Source organism: Ruegeria lacuscaerulensis (assembly GCF_013033355.1).
In the GTDB taxonomy this organism is placed as follows: domain Bacteria; phylum Pseudomonadota; class Alphaproteobacteria; order Rhodobacterales; family Rhodobacteraceae; genus Ruegeria; species Ruegeria lacuscaerulensis_A.
This window is the reverse complement of sequence record NZ_WQDY01000001.1, coordinates 553,024-571,570: the sequence shown is the minus strand read 5'-3', so window position 1 is coordinate 571,570 and position 18,547 is coordinate 553,024. Positions and strand designations below refer to the sequence as shown.

The 18,547-nt window shown below is 56.1% G+C and carries 20 protein-coding genes; 11 read left to right on the top strand and 9 right to left on the bottom strand.

Annotated features, from left to right (window positions below):
* Nucleotides 1-13: 13 nt before the first annotated feature.
* The 7 genes from GOW48_RS02785 to GOW48_RS02755 all read left to right on the top strand — a co-directional run bounded on the left by GOW48_RS02785 (nt 14) and on the right by GOW48_RS02755 (nt 6,130).
* Complete coding sequence (locus GOW48_RS02785; RefSeq protein WP_170354160.1) at nt 14-1,195, top strand: ABC transporter substrate-binding protein; 1,182 nt, start codon at nt 14-16, stop codon at nt 1,193-1,195.
* A 127-nt stretch (nt 1,196-1,322) separates the two neighbouring features.
* The gene (locus GOW48_RS02780) at nt 1,323-2,111 is read left to right on the top strand and encodes an ABC transporter ATP-binding protein (protein ID WP_170751182.1); all 789 of its coding nucleotides are present in this window, start codon (nt 1,323-1,325) and stop codon (nt 2,109-2,111) included.
* Nucleotides 2,108-2,938, top strand: coding sequence for an ABC transporter ATP-binding protein (locus GOW48_RS02775; RefSeq protein ID WP_170751180.1), 831 nt, complete (start codon nt 2,108-2,110; stop codon nt 2,936-2,938). The genes GOW48_RS02780 and GOW48_RS02775 overlap by 4 nt, the downstream gene beginning before the upstream one ends.
* A gap of 1 nt (nt 2,939) precedes the next feature.
* Nucleotides 2,940-3,374, top strand: a complete 435-nt coding sequence (locus GOW48_RS02770) for a hypothetical protein (RefSeq protein ID WP_170751178.1) — start codon at nt 2,940-2,942, stop codon at nt 3,372-3,374.
* A complete protein-coding gene (locus tag GOW48_RS02765) occupies nt 3,374-4,384 on the top strand; it encodes a branched-chain amino acid ABC transporter permease (RefSeq protein ID WP_170354156.1) in 1,011 nt (336 codons plus the stop codon). The genes GOW48_RS02770 and GOW48_RS02765 overlap by 1 nt, the downstream gene beginning before the upstream one ends.
* Nucleotides 4,381-5,694, top strand: coding sequence for a branched-chain amino acid ABC transporter permease (locus tag GOW48_RS02760; protein WP_170751176.1), 1,314 nt, complete (start codon nt 4,381-4,383; stop codon nt 5,692-5,694). Before GOW48_RS02765 ends, GOW48_RS02760 begins: the two co-directional genes overlap by 4 nt.
* Before the next feature lie 181 nt (nt 5,695-5,875).
* Nucleotides 5,876-6,130, top strand: coding sequence for a hypothetical protein (locus GOW48_RS02755; RefSeq protein WP_234899463.1), 255 nt, complete (start codon nt 5,876-5,878; stop codon nt 6,128-6,130).
* A 35-nt stretch (nt 6,131-6,165) separates the two neighbouring features.
* Here the strand turns inward: GOW48_RS02755 and GOW48_RS02750 are convergent, their stop codons facing one another.
* Nucleotides 6,166-7,707, bottom strand: a complete 1,542-nt coding sequence (locus GOW48_RS02750) for a helicase HerA-like domain-containing protein (RefSeq protein ID WP_170751174.1) — start codon at nt 7,705-7,707, stop codon at nt 6,166-6,168.
* A 437-nt stretch (nt 7,708-8,144) separates the two neighbouring features.
* On the opposite strand from GOW48_RS02750, the gene GOW48_RS02745 reads away from it, so the two are divergent.
* A complete protein-coding gene (locus GOW48_RS02745) occupies nt 8,145-8,741 on the top strand; it encodes an invasion associated locus B family protein (protein ID WP_170751172.1) in 597 nt (198 codons plus the stop codon).
* A gap of 57 nt (nt 8,742-8,798) precedes the next feature.
* On the opposite strand, the gene GOW48_RS02740 is transcribed toward GOW48_RS02745, so the two are convergent.
* The 4 genes from GOW48_RS02740 to GOW48_RS02725 are packed head-to-tail and all read right to left on the bottom strand — an operon-like array spanning nt 8,799 to nt 13,033.
* Nucleotides 8,799-10,007 (bottom strand): beta-ketoacyl-[acyl-carrier-protein] synthase family protein, encoded by a 1,209-nt coding sequence (locus tag GOW48_RS02740; RefSeq protein WP_170751170.1) that lies wholly within the window; start codon nt 10,005-10,007, stop codon nt 8,799-8,801.
* Between the two features lie 9 nt (nt 10,008-10,016).
* Nucleotides 10,017-10,274: an acyl carrier protein gene (locus GOW48_RS02735; protein ID WP_170354151.1), complete on the bottom strand. Its 258-nt coding sequence runs from the start codon at nt 10,272-10,274 to the stop codon at nt 10,017-10,019.
* Between the two features lie 32 nt (nt 10,275-10,306).
* Nucleotides 10,307-11,398, bottom strand: a complete 1,092-nt coding sequence (gene lpxD, locus GOW48_RS02730; RefSeq protein WP_170751168.1) for a UDP-3-O-(3-hydroxymyristoyl)glucosamine N-acyltransferase — start codon at nt 11,396-11,398, stop codon at nt 10,307-10,309.
* 33 nt (nt 11,399-11,431) lie between these two features.
* A complete protein-coding gene (locus GOW48_RS02725; protein ID WP_170751167.1) occupies nt 11,432-13,033 on the bottom strand; it encodes a L,D-transpeptidase family protein in 1,602 nt (533 codons plus the stop codon).
* A gap of 356 nt (nt 13,034-13,389) precedes the next feature.
* Here GOW48_RS02725 and GOW48_RS02720 point away from each other — a divergent pair, with 356 nt between their 5' ends.
* Nucleotides 13,390-13,959 (top strand): YcbK family protein, encoded by a 570-nt coding sequence (locus tag GOW48_RS02720; RefSeq protein ID WP_170354148.1) that lies wholly within the window; start codon nt 13,390-13,392, stop codon nt 13,957-13,959.
* 294 nt (nt 13,960-14,253) lie between these two features.
* Here the strand turns inward: GOW48_RS02720 and rpsI are convergent, their stop codons facing one another.
* The 3 genes from rpsI to GOW48_RS02705 all read right to left on the bottom strand — a co-directional run bounded on the left by rpsI (nt 14,254) and on the right by GOW48_RS02705 (nt 16,770).
* Nucleotides 14,254-14,739, bottom strand: coding sequence for a 30S ribosomal protein S9 (gene rpsI, locus GOW48_RS02715; RefSeq protein ID WP_039535473.1), 486 nt, complete (start codon nt 14,737-14,739; stop codon nt 14,254-14,256).
* A 6-nt stretch (nt 14,740-14,745) separates the two neighbouring features.
* The gene (gene rplM, locus GOW48_RS02710; RefSeq protein ID WP_170354147.1) at nt 14,746-15,204 is read right to left on the bottom strand and encodes a 50S ribosomal protein L13; all 459 of its coding nucleotides are present in this window, start codon (nt 15,202-15,204) and stop codon (nt 14,746-14,748) included.
* Nucleotides 15,205-15,366: 162 nt separating this feature from the next.
* Complete coding sequence (locus GOW48_RS02705; protein WP_170751165.1) at nt 15,367-16,770, bottom strand: aminotransferase-like domain-containing protein; 1,404 nt, start codon at nt 16,768-16,770, stop codon at nt 15,367-15,369.
* Between the two features lie 99 nt (nt 16,771-16,869).
* Between GOW48_RS02705 and GOW48_RS02700 the strand changes: the two genes are divergently transcribed.
* Entirely contained in the window at nt 16,870-17,097 is a 228-nt protein-coding gene (locus tag GOW48_RS02700) for a DUF1127 domain-containing protein (protein WP_170751163.1), read from the top strand.
* Between the two features lie 57 nt (nt 17,098-17,154).
* Here the strand turns inward: GOW48_RS02700 and GOW48_RS02695 are convergent, their stop codons facing one another.
* A complete protein-coding gene (locus GOW48_RS02695; protein ID WP_170354144.1) occupies nt 17,155-17,598 on the bottom strand; it encodes a PaaI family thioesterase in 444 nt (147 codons plus the stop codon).
* A 58-nt stretch (nt 17,599-17,656) separates the two neighbouring features.
* On the opposite strand from GOW48_RS02695, the gene GOW48_RS02690 reads away from it, so the two are divergent.
* A complete protein-coding gene (locus tag GOW48_RS02690) occupies nt 17,657-18,442 on the top strand; it encodes an enoyl-CoA hydratase (protein ID WP_170751161.1) in 786 nt (261 codons plus the stop codon).
* Nucleotides 18,443-18,547 lie beyond the last annotated feature (105 nt).

The window sequence follows — 18,547 nt, the reverse complement described above, 5'->3', positions numbered from 1 at the left end:
AGGGAGTAACCATATGAAAAAGCTGCTTACTGCAACTGCAGCATCCGCTCTGCTGGCTGGTCCGGCACTAGCCGAAGACATTTCGCTGGGCGTTCTGTTTGGCTTCACCGGCCCGATTGAATCGCTGGCCCCGGCCATGGGATCGGGTGCCGAGATGGCGATGGCCGAGGTCACTGAATCCGGCAAGCTGCTGGATGGCACCAAAGTAACCGCGTCGCGTGCAGACACTGGCTGTATCGACAATGGTTTGGCCACCTCGAACGGGGAACGCATGATTGCGGATGGCGTTGCTGGCATCATTGGCGGCGATTGCTCGGGCGTGACCGGTGCGATCCTACAGAACGTCGCGATCCCGAACGGCATGGTGATGATTTCGCCGTCGGCGACCTCGCCCGGCCTGTCGACCATGGAAGACAACGGCCTGTTCTTCCGCACCGCCCCGTCGGACGCGCGTGAAGGTCAGGTGATGGCGGACATCCTGAATGACCGTGGCATCAGCTCGATTGCTTTGACCTACACCAACAACGACTACGGCAAGGGTTTGGCAGACGCGATCCAGTCCTCGTTTGAGGCGTCAGGTGGCGAAGTGACCATCGTTGCCGCACACGAAGACGGGAAAGCCGACTACTCGGCCGAAGTGGGCGCTCTGGCCTCGGCCGGTGGCGACATTCTGGTTGTCGCCGGTTATCTCGACCAAGGTGGTCTGGGCATCATCCAGTCGGCGCTGGACAGCGGTGCGTTTGACACATTCGGTCTGCCCGGCGGCATGATCGGTGACTCGCTGCCCAACAATGTTGGCCCCGACCTGAACGGCTCGTTCGGTCAGATCGCCGGTTCGGGTGGTGAAGGTGCTGAGAAGTACTTTGCCATGGCCGAAGCTGCAGGTTTCGACGGTTCGTCGCCTTATTCGCCGGAAAGCTATGACGCGGCTGCGCTGTTCATGCTGGCGATGCAGGCGGCCGGATCCACCAACCCCGCTGACTACGGTGCGAAAATCATGGATGTCGCCAATGCGCCGGGCGAAAAAATCTATCCCGGTGAGCTGGCCAAGGGTCTGGAACTGCTGGCCGCAGGTCAGGACATCGACTATGTCGGCGCGTCCGGCGTTGAGCTGATCGGCCCCGGTGAAAGCGCAGGCTCGTACCGCGAGATCGAAGTGACCGACGGCGAGAACAAGACCGTTAACTTCCGTTGATCGACACGTATAAGTCATAAAAACAAGCAGCCCGGGCCTTGTGTCCGGGCTGTTTCAATGACAAAAGCCCGCACCATTCGTACAGGGATGTGGCAACAACGCCGGAAAACGGCGGCTAGGGGATAAGATGATCGTCGTCGAAGACGTGCACAAGCATTTCGGCGGGTTTCATGCGGTGGACGGGGCATCGCTGGAAATCCAAAAGGGCTCGATCACCGGTCTGATCGGACCGAACGGGGCCGGAAAAACCACTCTGTTCAACGTGATCGCGGGCGTTCTGCCGCCGACCAGCGGGAAGGTCCATATGGATGGTGAGGATATCACCGGCCTGCCCCCGCATGAGCTGTTTCACAAGGGCCTGCTGCGCACCTTCCAGATTGCGCATGAATTCTATTCGATGTCCTGCCGCGAGAATCTGATGATGGTTCCGGGGGCGCAATCGGGTGAATCGCTTTGGAACACGTGGTTCGGCCGTAAGCGTATCGCCGATGAAGAACGCGCTTTGAAGGCCAAGGCCGATGAGGTGCTGGAATTCCTGACCATCGAACATCTGGCCGATCACAAGGCCGGTCAGGTCTCGGGCGGGCAGAAGAAACTGCTGGAACTGGGCCGCACCATGATGGTCGACGCCAAGATCGTGTTTCTGGACGAAGTTGGCGCGGGCGTTAACCGCACCCTGCTGATGACCATCGCCGACACGATCCTGCGCCTGAACAAGGAACGCGGCTATACCTTCGTGGTCATCGAGCATGACATGGATTTCATCGGCAAGATCTGCGACCCGGTCATCTGTATGGCCGAGGGCAAGGTGCTGGCCGAAGGCACTCTGGATCAGATCAAGGCCAATGAGCAGGTGATCGAAGCTTATCTGGGCACCGGCCTCAAGAACAAAGACAAGCTGGAGGCGGGCGCATGAGCGACAACCCCTACCAGGACGACAAGGGCAACAAGGACGCCTCGATCACCAATACGCATGGTGTCGGCACCATGACCCCCGCCCATCGCACAAGCGGTGAGACGCACAAGGTCGAAGGCGGCCCCTTCCTGATCGGCGACACCATGACTGGCGGGTATGGCAAGGGTCCAGACATCCTGCACGACTGCACCATCGCCGTGGAAAAGGGTGAGATTGCGGTAATCGTCGGCCCCAATGGCGCGGGCAAATCCACCGCGATGAAAGCCGTGTTCGGCATGCTGGACGTGCGCTCGGGCGCGGTTCGGCTGGACGGTGAGGACATCACCAACCTCAGCCCACAAGATAGGGTGATGCGCGGGATGGGCTTTGTGCCGCAGACCTCGAACATCTTCACGTCGATGACGGTAGAAGAAAACCTTGAGATGGGCGCTTTCATCCGCCGCGACGATATTTCGGGAACGATGGAACAGGTCTATGACCTCTTCCCCATCCTGCGCGACAAGCGCAACCAAGCGGCGGGAGAGCTGTCGGGCGGTCAACGCCAACAGGTCGCCGTGGGCCGCGCGCTGATGACACAACCTAAGGTGCTGATGCTGGACGAACCGACCGCTGGTGTCTCGCCCATTGTTATGGATGAGCTGTTTGACCGGATCATCGAGGTCTCGCGTACCGGGCTGCCGATCCTGATGGTCGAACAGAACGCCCGTCAGGCGCTGGAGATCGCGGATAAGGGATATGTGCTGGTTCAGGGGCGGAACGCCTATACCGGCACGGGCAAGGAATTGCTGGCCGATCCCGAAGTGCGTAAGAGCTTCTTGGGGGGGTGAGGTGAGAACCGTATTGATTGTCGCATTTATCTCTTTTTGCAGTTCAGCATGGGCAGCCCCCTGCATACTGCAAGAAATCTGCACAAACGTGGAGAACTGTGAGGGCGATGAGTTCACGCTTGAACTATTGGGCACACCTCCCGAGCGTATAAAAAGTAGCTTCGGAGATTTTTCAGTCGATAGGATCGCCAAAGCAGGCGAGATCACGTCCAAAATTCGCTTGTCCGATGGGCAAGAGTGGACCGCCACTTCACAAAACGACTTTCTGACAGCGTTCCGGGTCGAAGGTGATAAACACGAGTATATGTATGTGACAAAGACTTCGACCACCGAACTCTCAGTGACGTTTCTAACCCAACCGCTGCGCTATGCCGACTATACGAAAGCTAGCAACGGACGACGCGCATTCTCAGGCAAATGCGAGCAGGAGTTTTAATGGACTTCCTCAACGCCCTTGTGGCGCTCTCCAACTTCGTTCTTGTTCCCGCAATCGCCTATGGCAGCCAGTTGGCACTGGGCGCTTTGGGGGTGACGCTGATCTACGGCATCCTGCGGTTCTCGAACTTTGCTCATGGCGATACGATGGCCTTTGGCGCGATGATTGCGGTTCTGGTCACGTGGGGTCTACAGGCCGCCGGGGTCAGTTTCGGGCCGCTTCCGACCGCTTTGCTGGCCCTGCCCTTTGCCATTCTCGGCTGCATCGTTCTGGTGCTGGTCACCGACCGGCTGGTTTACAGGTTCTACCGAGAACAAAAGGCCAAACCGGTCATTCTGGTGATCGTGTCGATGGGCGTGATGTTCATCATGAACGGCATTGTGCGATTCATCATCGGCCCGGATGATCAACGCTTTTCGGACGGCGCACGGTTCATCGTCTCGGCGCGTGACTTCAAAGCGATGACCGGCCTGCGTGAGGGGCTTGCGATCAAGACCTCTCAGGGCATTACTGTGGTTGTGGCCGTTGTCGCTGTGGTGCTGCTGTTCTGGTTCCTGAACAAAACCCGCACCGGCAAGTCGATGCGTGCCTATTCGGATAACGAAGACCTGGCCCTGCTGTCCGGCATCAACCCCGAGCGTGTGGTGATGATCACATGGATCATCGTTGCCGCGCTGGCGACCACTGCAGGTGTGCTCTATGGCCTCGACAAAAGCTTCAAGCCCTTCGTCTATTTCCAGCTTCTGCTGCCGATCTTTGCCTCGGCCATCGTGGGTGGCTTGGGCAATCCACTGGGCGCCATCGCGGGTGGATTCATCATCGCGTTTTCCGAGGTGACCATCACCTATGCGTGGAAAAAGGTGCTGACCTATCTGGCTCCGGAAAGTCTGGAGCCTTCTGGATTGGTCCAGTTCCTGTCCACCGATTACAAATTTGCCGTCAGCTTTGCCATTCTGCTGATCGTGCTTCTGTTTAAGCCCACGGGCCTATTCAAGGGGAAAGCGGTATGACCGAGCCCGTTAAAAACACGCTGCTTTTTGTGGCCGTTGCCAGCCTGATCCTGCTGTCCGGTTTCACGCAAAGCTGGAACTCAGCCATATTGATCCTGAACATGGGGCTGATCTCGGCCATCATGGCGATCGGGGTAAACCTGCAATGGGGATTTGCCGGTCTTTTCAACGTCGGCGTCATGGGGTTTGTGGCCTTGGGCGGGTTGGCGGTTGTTCTGGTCTCGACACCACCGACACCCGGTGCGTGGGTCGCAGGTGGGTATGGGGTCATACTGTCGCTGGTGCTGGGTGCCGCGACCGTGGTTGCGGCCGTCGTGACCGCCCGGAAATTACCAAAAGGTCGGGTTCAGACACTGACGATTGTGGCCATACTCATTGTCGGGTTTTTTATCTACCGCGCGGTATTTGACCCCAATGTCGCAGCGATCGAGGCGATCGACCCGGCCGTAGCGGGTAACATCGGCGGCTTGAACCTGCCGGTCCTGATCGCGTGGCCTGCTGGCGGTCTTCTGGCAGCCGGGGCAGCCTGGTTGATCGGAAAAACTGCACTGGGGTTGCGATCCGACTATCTCGCCATCGCGACCTTGGGGATTGCCGAAATCGTCATCGCCGTCATGAAAAACGAGGATTGGCTGGCCCGCGGCGTCAAGAATGTCTACGGCATTCCGCGCCCGGCACCTGTGGTGGGATATGAGGTCGAATTGCAAGCAGATCCCGGTTTCATCGCTCGCGCCGAATGGCTGGGTCTTGATCCCGTTACTGCCTCGACGCTTTCGGTCAAGCTGGGCTATTCGCTGCTGTTCACCATAGTGCTGCTAGTGCTGCTATGGATGGCGCAGATGGCGCTGAAAAGCCCATGGGGCCGCATGATGCGCGCCATTCGCGACAATGAAGTCGCGGCCGAAGCGATGGGCAAGGACGTCACGCGCCGGCACCTGCAAATCTTTGTTCTTGGCTCTGCAATCTGTGGCATCGCTGGCGCAATGATGACCACCCTGGACGGGCAGCTGACACCGGGCACCTACAACCCGCTGCGTTTTACCTTTCTTGTGTGGGTCATGGTGATCGTCGGCGGTTCGGGTAACAATTTCGGAGCGGTTTTGGGCGCGTTCTTGATCTGGTTCCTGTGGGTTCAGGTGGAACCCATTGGTCTTTGGCTGATGAACCTGATCACGTCCGGAATGCCAGAAGGAAGTGCGCTGAAAGCCCACTTGATCGAAAGTGCCGCGCATATGCGCCTGTTCACTATGGGGCTGATATTGCTGATCGTTCTCAGGTTCAGCCCCCGTGGCCTCATTCCGGAAAAATGATCACTTCATCTTGAGAGGCACTACAATCACGCCCGATTTCGGGCGTGATTTCTTGATTTACCCGCCTCTCCCGTCTAGAGCACGTTACACACCATGCGGCCCCAGGAAAATTTCCGGTGTTTACCGGAATTTAGACAAACCGCTTGAGACTGCGACCAAACACTCACAATAAAGAGTTCACATGATTATGACACTAGCCAAACCAATCCTTTTTCTGACGCTGATCGCTGGGCTGACAGGGTGTGTTCCAAGCCCCGAAGACTTTGAAACCACCCCGGTGAAAATCCAGACGCCAGAAGGTGAAATCACCTGTCAGCTTTACCGCCAGGATCGCGTGATCTGGGACCGGGCCATTGATTTCCCTGCGACCAAGCTGACGGTTCCTCAGGCCGATGCCTATTGCAAGCAGGAGGGCCAGCGCCGCCTGAAAGGTTGATCTTTTGGCCGGGAAAGCAGCCTGTTTTCCCGGCTTTACCTGCTTTTGAATAAACCCCCAAGAATTCCGCGGACAATACGCCGGCCAGTGGTTCCTTTCAGCTCTTTGATGACAGCTTCACTCATGGCGGTCGCGAACGTGTCTTTCTTGCGCGATACTCGGGAAGAGGAGCGTCCGACACGACTGCCTGAATATCTGCGGGCTGTTGCGAACTCTCGTTCGGCTACGGACTTGGTTTCGATCTCTTCCTCGGCCTGTTGAGCCGCCTGAGCAGCGGCATCGGCCCGTGACTGCAAAATCTCGAACGCCGACTTTCGGTCCTTCAAGTCACGGTATTTCTGTTGCATGGGCGAAGCATCAATGACCGCTTGCCGTTCGGCTGAGGTGATGGGTCCAAGGTGAGTCCCTGGCGGGCGGATCAGCGTGCGCTCGACAATTCCGGGCACACCCTTTTTTTGCAGCATCGAGGTGACAGCTTCGCCGACGCCGACTTCACGAATTGCTGCCTCGGTGTCGAAGGCGGGGTTTTCTCGATATGTCTCGGCGGCCAGACGCAGATTTTTCCGATCCCGTGCAGTGAACGCACGCAGCGCATGTTGAACGCGGTTTCCAAGCTGCCCAAGAATATCCTCGGGGATGTCAGCAGGGTTCTGCGAGATGAAATACACTCCCACACCTTTGGATCTGATCAGGCGTGCGACTTGCTCGACCTTGTCGACAAGGATCTTTGGCGCGTCTTCAAACAGCAGATGCGCTTCGTCGAAAAAGAACACCAGTTTGGGCTTTTCGGGGTCGCCGACTTCGGGCAGTTCCTCGAACAACTCGCTGAGCAGCCACAGAAGGAATGTCGCATAAAGGCGGGGCGACCCCATCAGCTTGTCCGACGCCAGAATGTTCACCATCCCCTGCCCCTGTTCGTCGGTGCGCATTAAATCCGCCAGCTCGAGCGCTGGTTCTCCGAACAGGTTGGTCCCGCCCTGATTTTCAAGCACCAAGAGGCGCCGCTGAATAGCTCCGATCGATGCCGTCGAGACATTTCCGAACCGAAGTGACAGTTGCGATCGGTTCTCGCCGATCCAAACCAGCAACGACTGCAGGTCCTTCAGGTCCAAAAGGGGCATTCCTTCATCGTCTGCCACTCGGAAAGCTATATTCAGAATGCCTTCCTGCGCCTCACTCAGATCCATCAGGCGGGACAAAAGCAGCGGGCCCATTTCGGTCACTGTTGTACGGACCGGGTGGCCCTGCTCGCCGAACAAATCCCAAAAGGTAACCGGGCAAGCACCGTAGACGTAATCCGTAAACCCAATACGCTCGGCGCGTTCCTGAAAAGCCTGGTGAAGTTTATGAGTTTCGCTTCCCGCCTTGGCCAACCCGGACAAATCCCCTTTGACGTCGGATAGGAAAACGGGAACGCCGGCTTGCGAGAACCCCTCGGCCAAAATCTGCAATGTCACTGTTTTGCCAGTTCCTGTTGCTCCGGCGATCAGGCCGTGCCGGTTGGCGTATTTCAATGCAAGGGCCTGCGGCTGCCCATAATCCTCACCACCACCGCCCAAGAAGATACTGTTTTCCATAGATTTTCAGCCTTGATTTGCACCGATCTGTCCTCACCATACAAATTTAACATTTGCCTGCGATAGTCTAATCGCTGCCTTCGCGTTTAAGCGCGTGGGTGGCAATCCTCCTCCCTGTCGACTGGCCGCGCCTTATGGCGCGGCTTTTTTGGACAAATCACGCTTTTGAGATTAAAATTTCAGGTTAGCAGTTGACCGTTGCGCTCCCCTTTCGTAACGTCTGCGCATAACTAAGTCGGCCAGTCCGACGGGGAGAAAATTCTATGAAAGGGAGCCGCTCCACCGGCTCCCTTTCTACATCTGGTGCTGGTTTCACGATATCGTATAAACCGGCAAAAATCCGACCAGATTATCGGCTTGGCCCACCTTAGCGACTGACACTGCCGATCAGGGATGCTAGACGAGAAAAAAAGATCAATCACCTGACCGAGGCATTCATGATCAAGAACACTCTATCTTATAGCTTGCTTGCGACCGCGCTCTGGTGCGGTGCTACTTTTGCACAGGAAGCCGCGCAAGACAGCGAAACGCCACAAACGCAGGTCGGAAGCGATCTGGACCTGGGCGAAGCCGGCCCGCGCGTGGGCGAGCAATATGTCAAGGAACAATCCGGCGACTGGGATATCACTTGCCTGAAGACAGAAAACGGAGACGATCCCTGCTTGATGCGTCAGGTTCTGAATGGTCAAGAAGGGCAGCCCATTGCGGATATCACGGTCACCAAACTGCCCGAAGGTTCCGCCGCGATTGCCGGCGCAACCGTTCTTGTCCCTCTGGAAGTTCTTCTGCAGGCGCAGATTGCGCTATCAATAGATGGTGCCCCAGGCCGCCGCTATAATTACCACCACTGCAACCCTGTGGGTTGTCTGGCGCAGCTAGGGTTCACGCAAGGCGATGTCGACGCGATGAAAGCCGGAAGCAAGGCCGTGCTCTCGCTGGTATCTGTGGTAGCGCCGACGCAGTTGTTGGAACTAGAAGTTTCTCTGGCCGGGTTCACTGCCGGATTTGACGGACTGCAAGCGCAGCAGAATTGATACCCGATACAAAAAAGAGGCGGCTTTTCAGATCAGCCGCCTCGAATGTTTAGGGCCTTAGACCTGCTTCAATGCCAGCACAGCGTTCAGACCGCCGAATGCAAACGCATTGCTGAGCGCGACATCAACCTTAGATTCTCTCGCCTCGTTTGGGACTACGTCCAGTGCGCATTCAGGATCGGGTTCTTCGTAGCCAATAGTCGGAGCAATGACGCCGTCGCGCAGCGCCATTATACAGGCCAACAACTCAACCGCACCGGTTCCGCCGATCAAATGGCCATGCATGGACTTGGTGGATGAGATCATCAGATCATCCGCATGTGGACCGAACACATCCGCAACCGCCGCGCATTCTGTTTTGTCATTGGCCGCCGTTCCGGTGCCGTGGGCGTTGATATATCCCACCTGATCCGCATTGATACCCGCATCAGACAAAGCACCCGAAATCGCACGTGCAGCCCCTTGTTTGCTGGGCATGACGATATCGGCCGCATCCGAGGTCATGGCAAAACCGACCACTTCGCACAGGATGTCAGCGCCGCGCGCACGTGCGTGTTCGTATTCTTCAAAGACAAAGACGCCCGCGCCTTCGCCTTGGACCATTCCGTTGCGATTGGCACTAAAAGGACGGCAGGCATCTTTGGACATCACCCGCAGCCCTTCCCATGCCTTGACCCCGCCAAAGCACAGCATGGATTCCGCGCCACCGGTAAACATTGCCGGGGCCGCTCCGCTGCGGACCATCTGAAACGCCAACGCCATGGCATGGTTGGACGATGCACAGGCTGTCGATACGGTAAAGCTGGGCCCCTTAAGGTTATACTCCATCGAAACATGGCTGGCTGCCGCGTTGTTCATCAACTTGGGCACGACGAATGGATGAACCCGGTTCTTACCATCCTCATAGACCGAGCGGTAATTGTCATCCCAAGTCGATACACCGCCCCCAGCGGTTCCCAGAACAACGCCCGAACGCGCGGCCAAGTCGCCGTGGAACTCGATGCCAGACTGTTCGATCGCCTCTTTCGCAGCGGTCAGAGTGAACTGCGTGAACCTGTCATACAGGCTCATTTGTTGACGGTTAAAACGGCCCTCGGCTTCGAACCCGCGGACTTGACCGCCAATTTTGATGGCCAGCCGTTCGACGTCACGAAACTCGAGGTCCGAAATGCCGCAACGCCCTTCGCGCATCGCCTCAAGCGTCGCGGGAACGGAATGGCCCAACGAGTTGATCGTTCCGGCCCCAGTAATAACAACGCGTTTCATGATCCTGTGTCAGACCTTTTCCGACACGAGTTTTTCAATGCCCGCAATGATTGCCGCCACGTTCGAGATGTCAAAATCGCTGGCCGACGGTTCGTTCGCATTGAACGGGACCGAGATGTCAAACTCTTCCTCGATGGCGAAAATGCTCTCGACCAGTCCAAGGCTGTCGATTCCCAGATCCTCGAGCGTACTATCGGGCGTCACATCCGAAGGTTCCAGCACGGCCTGCTCGGCGATGATGGCGATGACGCGGTCGGTGATGCTCATGTCGATCCTCTGATTATCACATTGAGGATGATTTAATCGCTCGGCGACTGTTTGAAAACAGCCTTTTTAAGCGCCTCGACGTCACGCGCCATGCGCGGCAAACGCCGTTGAGCTTTGTATACGTCCGTATGAGTTTCCATCTTGATACCCGGATACCCCATGATCACACGGCCTGCTGGTACGTTGGACAAGATTTTTGTACCGCCGCCCGAAATCACCCCGTCACCGATAAATATGTTGTCGGCAACGCCGGTCTGACCGCCCAGAACAACATTATTTCCAATATCAACCGATCCAGATACGCCGGTCTGACCGCACAGAAGGCAATCGCGACCAACCCGCGTATTGTGGCCGACATGCACAAGGTTATCCAGTTTTGAGCCATCGCCGATCCGAGTGTTCCGGATTGTGCCATTGTCCACGGTGCAATTCGCTCCGACCTCGACATCATCCCCAATCTCGACGGCACCAAGCGAGTGGATGCGCAGCCAGCTTTGCGCGCGCGCATCGCCCTTGTCGCCCATAGTCTTGCGTACGTTTTCGACGTCCGAGACCTCGGGGGTCACAAAGCTGAACCCGTCCCCGCCAATCCGTGCGCCTGGTTGCGCGATAAAACGGTCCCCAATGACAGCACGGGCCCCTATGCTGACCATCTCGCGCAGCAAGGCGTTTTTGCCAAGAACAGCGTCCATACCAACGACGCAATGGCTGCCAATCACTGAACCATCGCCGATCTTCGCACGCGCTCCGATCACTGCGAGAGGGCCAACCGATACATCTTCCCCTAGCTCTGCCGACGGGTCGACAACGGCTGAGGGGTGAATGCCCGGTTCAATCCCCTGCCCGCGATCCAACATCGCAGTAATACCAGCCATGGCCATACGAGGGCGTGGAACAAAGATCGCGGCGGACAATCCCAAAGCCTGCCAATCGGCCCCTTCCCACAACACCGCCGAACGGGCCGCTCCGCCACCAAGTGCCTCGGCATATTTGGGTGACATTGCCATTGCCAGATCATTGGGGCCCGCATCTGCGGGTTCCGCGGCGCGTTGGATCGTCAGCGATGTGTCGCCCTCGCAGGTCGCGCTCAAAGCGTCGGAAATCTGCTGGATGGTATAGTGCATGTCGGGTTCCCCGGATTAAGGATAACCCGGTGATTACCCCTGAACGTCCGGCAGGGCTACCCCTGCTTTCTGCAGAGCCTCCCAGATTTTCTGATCGCGGCCGTAAACGTCACGGCGATACTGCACATCCCCTTTCGGGCCGATATAGGCCGTCCGGTAAATCAAATGAACCGGCACGTGCTGTTTGAGCGGAACGGTTGTTTCCTTACCGGTGGACAAAACACGTTGAAAAAATGCTTTGGGATCTTCTTCCTGCTTGGCCAGCAACGCATAGGCAAACTCGAACGGTTGGGCCAGCCGGATGCACCCATGCGAGTACGCGCGCGTTTCCCGGGCAAACAGGCTTTTCTGCGGCGTATCATGAAGGTAGATGTTGTACTGGTTGGGGAACATGAACTTCACCAACCCCAACGCATTGCTTTGGCTGGGGGGTTGACGCATCGCGAACGGGAAATTCCGTGCCGTGTATTGCGAAAAATCAACTGCTCCACGATCGACCTGACGACCACTGCGATCTGTAATGTGGATATGATTAACTGCATTCGGGTTGGATTGCAGTTGCGGTAAATATTCCTTGGTGATGATCGAGCGCGGCACATACCAGCTGGGGTTGATCACCATATGCTCCATCTTATCCGAGAATTCCGGGCTCCGACGATCGTGAACATTTTTGCCAATAACAGCGCGGGTTTCAAAGGTTACCAGCCCATCATCCACAATTTTGGCGGAAAAATCCGCCTGATTTACCAGAATATGACGCTCTCCCCGCTCGCGGGGCAACCAGCGTTCGCGTTCGAGCGCAACATATACGGATTTCAGACGGTCTGACGCGCTTCGGTTCAACTCGGTGATCGTGCCCTGCCCGGCCACCCCATCCGATGCGAGACCATGCGCGGTTTGGAAAGCCTTCACTGCTGCAAGTAGTTCTTTGTCAAACTTGGGGCTTGCCGACGGTTTCATATATCCCATCGTGATCAGCCGATTGCGCAGCTTGATGACGTTTGGCCCGGTGTCACCGAATTCCAACTTGTCGATGGGCACACCAGCGCCCCATCCGCCCTGATCCACCAATGTCTGCAGGGCTAGCTTTTGCTTCATCAATGCGCGGTATTGCGCAGTCTGGGGCGGCAAACCGTCTATATAGGACGCACCGCCAGCAATGACGCCGCGCAAATGATCTTTGGTTGATCTTCTCTGGACTTTACGCACCAGACCGTCGTCAATTTCGGAAGGGCGCAACGCCCCCGAGTACATGTCATTTGCATAGCGAACAAAAGCACGGGTCAACGAGATCTCGATTGCGCCGATTTCGCGCAGAGAACGAGCATTTTCCATTTTGGCCACAAGGCCCTGCGCGCCATATTTGTCTTCCGGCAACCCGTGTAAATGTACCGAAGTCAATGCCCGCATTAAATGCGCGCGGCGTGCTTGGTGTTCTTTCGACGTCCCTGTCCAGATTGGCGCGAACCCGGTTTCTCGGTAGAAGTCCGCAATACCAGATCCCGCAGGTGCAAACTCGGCAACGGCCATTTGAAAGCTGGTCGCAGGCGCACGTTCTGCATGCGCAAAGCTGACAGATGCGGTCACACAAGCCGCGACTACAAAACCGGTATAAGCACGAAAAAACGTTCGCATGGGATGACCTTGACTAAACAATGACTTATGCGTCGCATTGGACGCGTTCAGACAATATGGTTTTCCTCATAACCTTATGTCCATTCACAAATACCTCAATTTGACGCTTCTTTATCCGCGTGATGCGCGTTTGCATCGGACACCCAAAAACCGAAGTAACCTGCCCTAAGTTTAAACAGAAAAGCGTCATCTGCGCAAAAAACTGCCGAAAATTCCCCCTTGAAAAGATGAATATGAAAGACTTCTTGGCGCTCTTCCGCGACTGTGTCATAAATTCGCCATCTGGGATGGGAAAAAATTAAGAACGCGCGCGTAACATCGTGTGCAGGCAGGAACAGTACGGGACGAAACACAAAATGACGACGAGCAGTTCCTCGGGCATGACCCGGCGGGCCCTATTGGGCGCATTTGCGGCGACAGCAGTGGTTGCGGCACCGACATATTCCAACGCTGCAGGATTCCTTCGCGGCGGCGGTGACATTCGGCGCATCCGAATGTATTCCGGTCGCACTGGCGAACGGATCGACATGATATATTGGGTCGATGGCAAGTACATCAAGGACGCTGTCAAAGAAGTGAACCACTTCATGCGTGACTGGCGGACGGACCAAGTCAAAGACATGGACCTGCGCACTATCGACATCATGGCCGCTTCGCATAATCTGCTGGACGCAAACGAACCTTATATGCTGCTTTCGGGATACCGGTCGCCACAGACAAATGCGATGCTGCGGTCTCGCTCGCGTCGCGTGGCAAAGAACTCCCTTCACATGAAAGGCCAGGCTGCCGATTTGCGTCTTGCTTCTCGGTCGGTTTCGCAGATGGCGAAGGCTGCGATTTCTTGCCGTGCGGGCGGTGTCGGTAAATACTACCGCTCGAACTTTGTTCACATGGATTGTGGAGAAGTCCGGTCCTGGGGCGGTTGATACCTGCTAAAGACCATGTCTTCTCTGGCTGACAGGCGCGATTCTTTCGCGCCTTTGTCTTTGCCGGGTCATCCAACCGAGATACCGACCAAGTGTTTGGCCTGAATTGTTCTGGTTGACGTAAAATCGGCCCCGCTGCGCCTTTTTCGACGCTACAAACAAGTTACTTGCCGATGATTCAGCGCGGGGGTGCTATCATCTGCACATCGAAAACCGGCCACACCTCGCAAAAGGTTTCGACAAAAAAACGGCCGCAATTTCTTGCGACCGTTCGGAATTCGGAATTCGAAACGATTAACGCTTCGAGAACTGGAACGAACGACGAGCTTTGCGCTTACCGTATTTCTTACGTTCCACAACGCGGCTGTCGCGGGTCAGGAAGCCAGCGGCTTTCAGAGCGCCACGCAGCGAGGGATCGTACAGTTGCAGCGCTTTCGAGATGCCGTGCTTGACCGCACCGGCCTGACCGGTCAGGCCACCGCCTTTGACGGTTGCAACAACGTCGAACTCACCTTCCACACCGGCAACCTGGAACGGTTGGCGCAGGATCAGCTGCAGAACGGGGCGAGCAAAGTACTTGTCCTGATCTTTGCCGTTCACGGTAACCTTACCGGAACCCGGCTTAATCCAAACGCGGGCAACAGCGTCTTTACGCTTGCCGGTGGCGTAGGAACGGCCCAGCTCGTCACGGACGGGCTCGCGCACGATGACCTCCTCAGCCACGGTTTCAACGCCTGCGACGGCGCTCAGCTCTTCGAGAGTATTGATCTGATCAGCCATCGGTCATTAGCTCCGGGTGTTTTTCTTGTTCATGGACTTCACGTCCAGAACTTCGGGCGCTTGCGCCTCGTGGGGATGCTCGGCACCAGCGTAAACGCGCAGATTGGTCATCTGCTTGCGCGCCAGACGGTTGCCCGGCAGCATGCGCTTGACCGCTTGGGTTACGACGCGCTCGGGGTGTGCACCTTCCAGGATTTGCTGTTTGGTGCGCGACTTGATGCCGCCCGGGTGGCCAGTGTGCCAGTAGAAGTTCTCTTCGCGCTTCTTGCCGGTCATCTGGATTTTGTCAGCGTTGATCACGATGACATTGTCGCCCATGTCCATGTTCGGGGTGAACGACGCTTTGTGCTTGCCACGCAGGCGCATGGCGACGATCGAGGCAAGACGGCCCAGAACAACGCCCTCAGCGTCGATCAGGATCCATTTCTTGTCGATGTCTGCAGGTGTTGCAGAAAAGGTTTTCATGGCAGGATAGTCCTGTTTGATGTGAAAGACCGCCCCAAGTCAGAGCGGTCCGAATTCGATGGAGCGTATGTAGAGGGGAGTGTGGCGCAGGTCAACAACAGCAATGTCTTTTAAATCAAGCAATAACAGATACTTATAAAATAGGTATTATTTTACCCCAATCTAAACGCTGATTTGCTCGGGCGGATTGTCTAGTAGGTTGCGCAGGCGTTGCATTGCGTCCTCGAACCTTTCCAATGAGACATGGCCGTTCATTGCAATACGCACTGCGTTCGGCGCACGACCATCCCGTAAAGCAAATTCATCAGCCGAACGCAGTTGGATGCCTTCCCGCTCCGCCGCACGACTGAACGCTGCGGCGCGCCAACCGGAGGGCAGGTTTAGCCAGACAAAAGGCACGTCCGGTGCCCATTTCAGGTCAAACCCTCCCAAAGCATTCACAGTCACGCGAACATATTCACCCATTTTCAGTCGAACATCGCGTGCAATGCGCCGCGTGCGGGGGTCGGACAACATTAACCGAGTTAACTCGGCAAGCGGCTGCGCAAGACCGAAATAACCGTATTCAGCCGACCGACGCAGATCTACACTTCGTTCGCGCGGCGCAATAGCGAAACCAACACGCAGCGCGGGCGTCAGCGTCTTGGAGATGGAGGACACGTGCCACCCCCGCTCTGGTGCAAGAGCTCGATAGCTGGGTTCACGCGCTTCGCCCATTCGGTAGCAATCATCCTCGATTATTTGTAGATCAAAGCGTCGCGCGATTTCGACAACCTCTTTCCTTCGCTCAAGTGGCGTATGCGCGCCGGTGGGATTTTGCACTTCAGGAGACACGCAAACAGCCTGGGCAGGGTTCTGGCGCAGAACGTGCTCCATTGCGCTGGGGTCGATTCCCCACTTGTCCATCTTTACGCCGACCACTTCAGAGCGCATGAGTTCCCCGGCTCTGCGGAATCCCGCGTAAGACAAGTCTTCCACCAAAACGATGGGCTTGGGTCCTCGCAGGATTGTTTGGAAGACAAGGCAAAGGCCGTTCTGCCCCCCGTGCGTAAGTACAATGTCATCATGGGACAATGCGCCCAAGGGCAGATCCGACAACCACTCGACCACCGCCTGACGCATGGGTTTGTAAGCATCTCGGGTGGGGTAGTTCAGAAACAATCCCGGATCCGCATGCGAAACTTTTTGCAAGCACTCGCGGATCAGGGCCACTTGCCCCACATCGGCTAAGCGTGGGCTGAACAGGCTGACATTTGCGCTATACTTGTCCTCGCGCAAATGCAGTTGCCGTGCCCAAACGTCGTCCAGTATCGGCGATTTTGGAGGGGCGACAAATGTACCACGCCCCACCTCGGCATGCAGCAACCCCTCATCGGTCAGAATAGTATAGGCGCGCGCCACAGTGCCCGGTGTGATTTGTAACCGATACGCCAGCTCCCGGACCGGAGGCAACTTGGCTCCGACTTCCAGTAAATTGTTATCAATAGCTTTTCGAATTGCATCGGCCACCAGAGTATACTTGGGGCCTTTGGATTTCGGCAGTGATTCCGGCCAAATTGTATCCATTACAATTCTTCCTTTGATTTTAACACAATGTGGAATGTATCAATCACACATACCGAACATATTACGTTTGTGTCAATACAATTTGAAAGGATACCCAAGATGACACGCGCAATGCACACCCCTGCCCTTTTGTTGCTGAACGACAGCCCTCGGTTGCCGCTGATCGCATCGCTGGCCGTGCGGTTTGCGGCGACTGTCACCAAGTGGGAGCGACAGCGCCGCAGCAGGGTAAATTTGTCAAAGCTGGATGATCGGTTGCTGCGTGACGTCGGGTTGACCCGCCATCAGGCCGACCGCGAAATCAATCGCCCGTTCTGGCACGGGTAACAAATCCCCAGTCCCATTTGGGACCTCTTCCTTGGCCGGGCTTGACCCGGCCATTTTTTATCCGAATGCTGCTGCCGCCGAGCCTTCTGGCGGCAGAGAATAAGTCATTGTCGCACGGGCCACAGGTTTATCTGAGCCCTCTGAAAACATCAGCACATCACCAACGGCCAAAGTTTTTCCAAGTTTCAGCAAGGTGCAATGTGCGATCATGTCCCGCGCTCCATCTGGTTTGCGCATAAAATCCATCGAGCAACCTGTCGTAACAGCCAGAGACTGTCGGCCTTTGCGTGCAAGAATAATCGCGTAAACGCAGACATCCGCCAGACCGAACATCGACGGACCCGACACAGTTCCCCCCGGCCGCAAATGACGGTCTTCAACGACCAGCCGCATGGTGATTTTGTCTTCGGTCAGATCTTCGACTACGAAATCGCGATGAACTTGCGGAAAGATCTGATGCATGTAGTCGCTTAACTCTTCCCGGTTCAGAACCAATGACATACTTCCCCTCCTCGATTTGCCGACCTAGAGTTGGCCCCACATCAGATCGGAGGGCAAGATGGGAATTCTGGAACGTCGCGACACGGGTGCGGTTGCAAGGTTGAAAATGAACGCACCAGAGCGGCTTAATGCCCTGAGCGACGAAATGCTGACCGCCTTGCAGGTTGAGTTCGACACGTTGTGCGAAGACCAGACGATCCGCGCTGTTGTCCTGTCGGGCGAAGGCAAAGCGTTCTGCGCAGGGCATGACCTAAAACAAATGACTGCCGGTCGTCAGAGCGAAGACGGTGGCAAAGCGTATTTCCAGGATCTTTTTGCCAGATGCGCGCGGATGATGTTGTCGATCCAGTCCCTACCCCAACCCGTCATTGCGCAGGTTCATGGTATTGCGACCGCGGCCGGGTGCCAATTAGTGGCCACCTGCGATCTTGCCGTCGCCGCCGAAGGCACAAGGTTTGGCGTAAATGGGGTAAATATCGGGCTGTTCTGCTCGACGCCGATGGTGGCGCTCAGTCGCAATATTCCGCGAAAGAAGGCGTTTGAAATGCTGACCACAGGCGATTTCATATCCGCTGAGCGCGCAACAGAGCTTGGGCTGGTCAACCGCGTCGTCCCTGAAATGCTGCTTGAACACGAAAGTCAGGCACTGGCGGAAAAGTTGGCAGACAAGCTTGGGTCGGCGGTCAAGATCGGCAAACAAGCTTTTTACCAGCAACTCGATATGCCAATCGAAAAAGCCTATGACTATGCCGGTGAGGTAATGGCGCAGAATATGCTGCATCGGGATACCGAGGAAGGAATATCAGCATTTATCGAAAAAAGACCGCCAAATTGGCAGCAATAACGCAAATGTTCTTAAGTATTTTATACACTGTTCGCATTTTTGGACTTTTCAAAAGGGCAACACTGTGGCAATGCTGAGACAGGGCTAAGGCCGAATTACGTATTT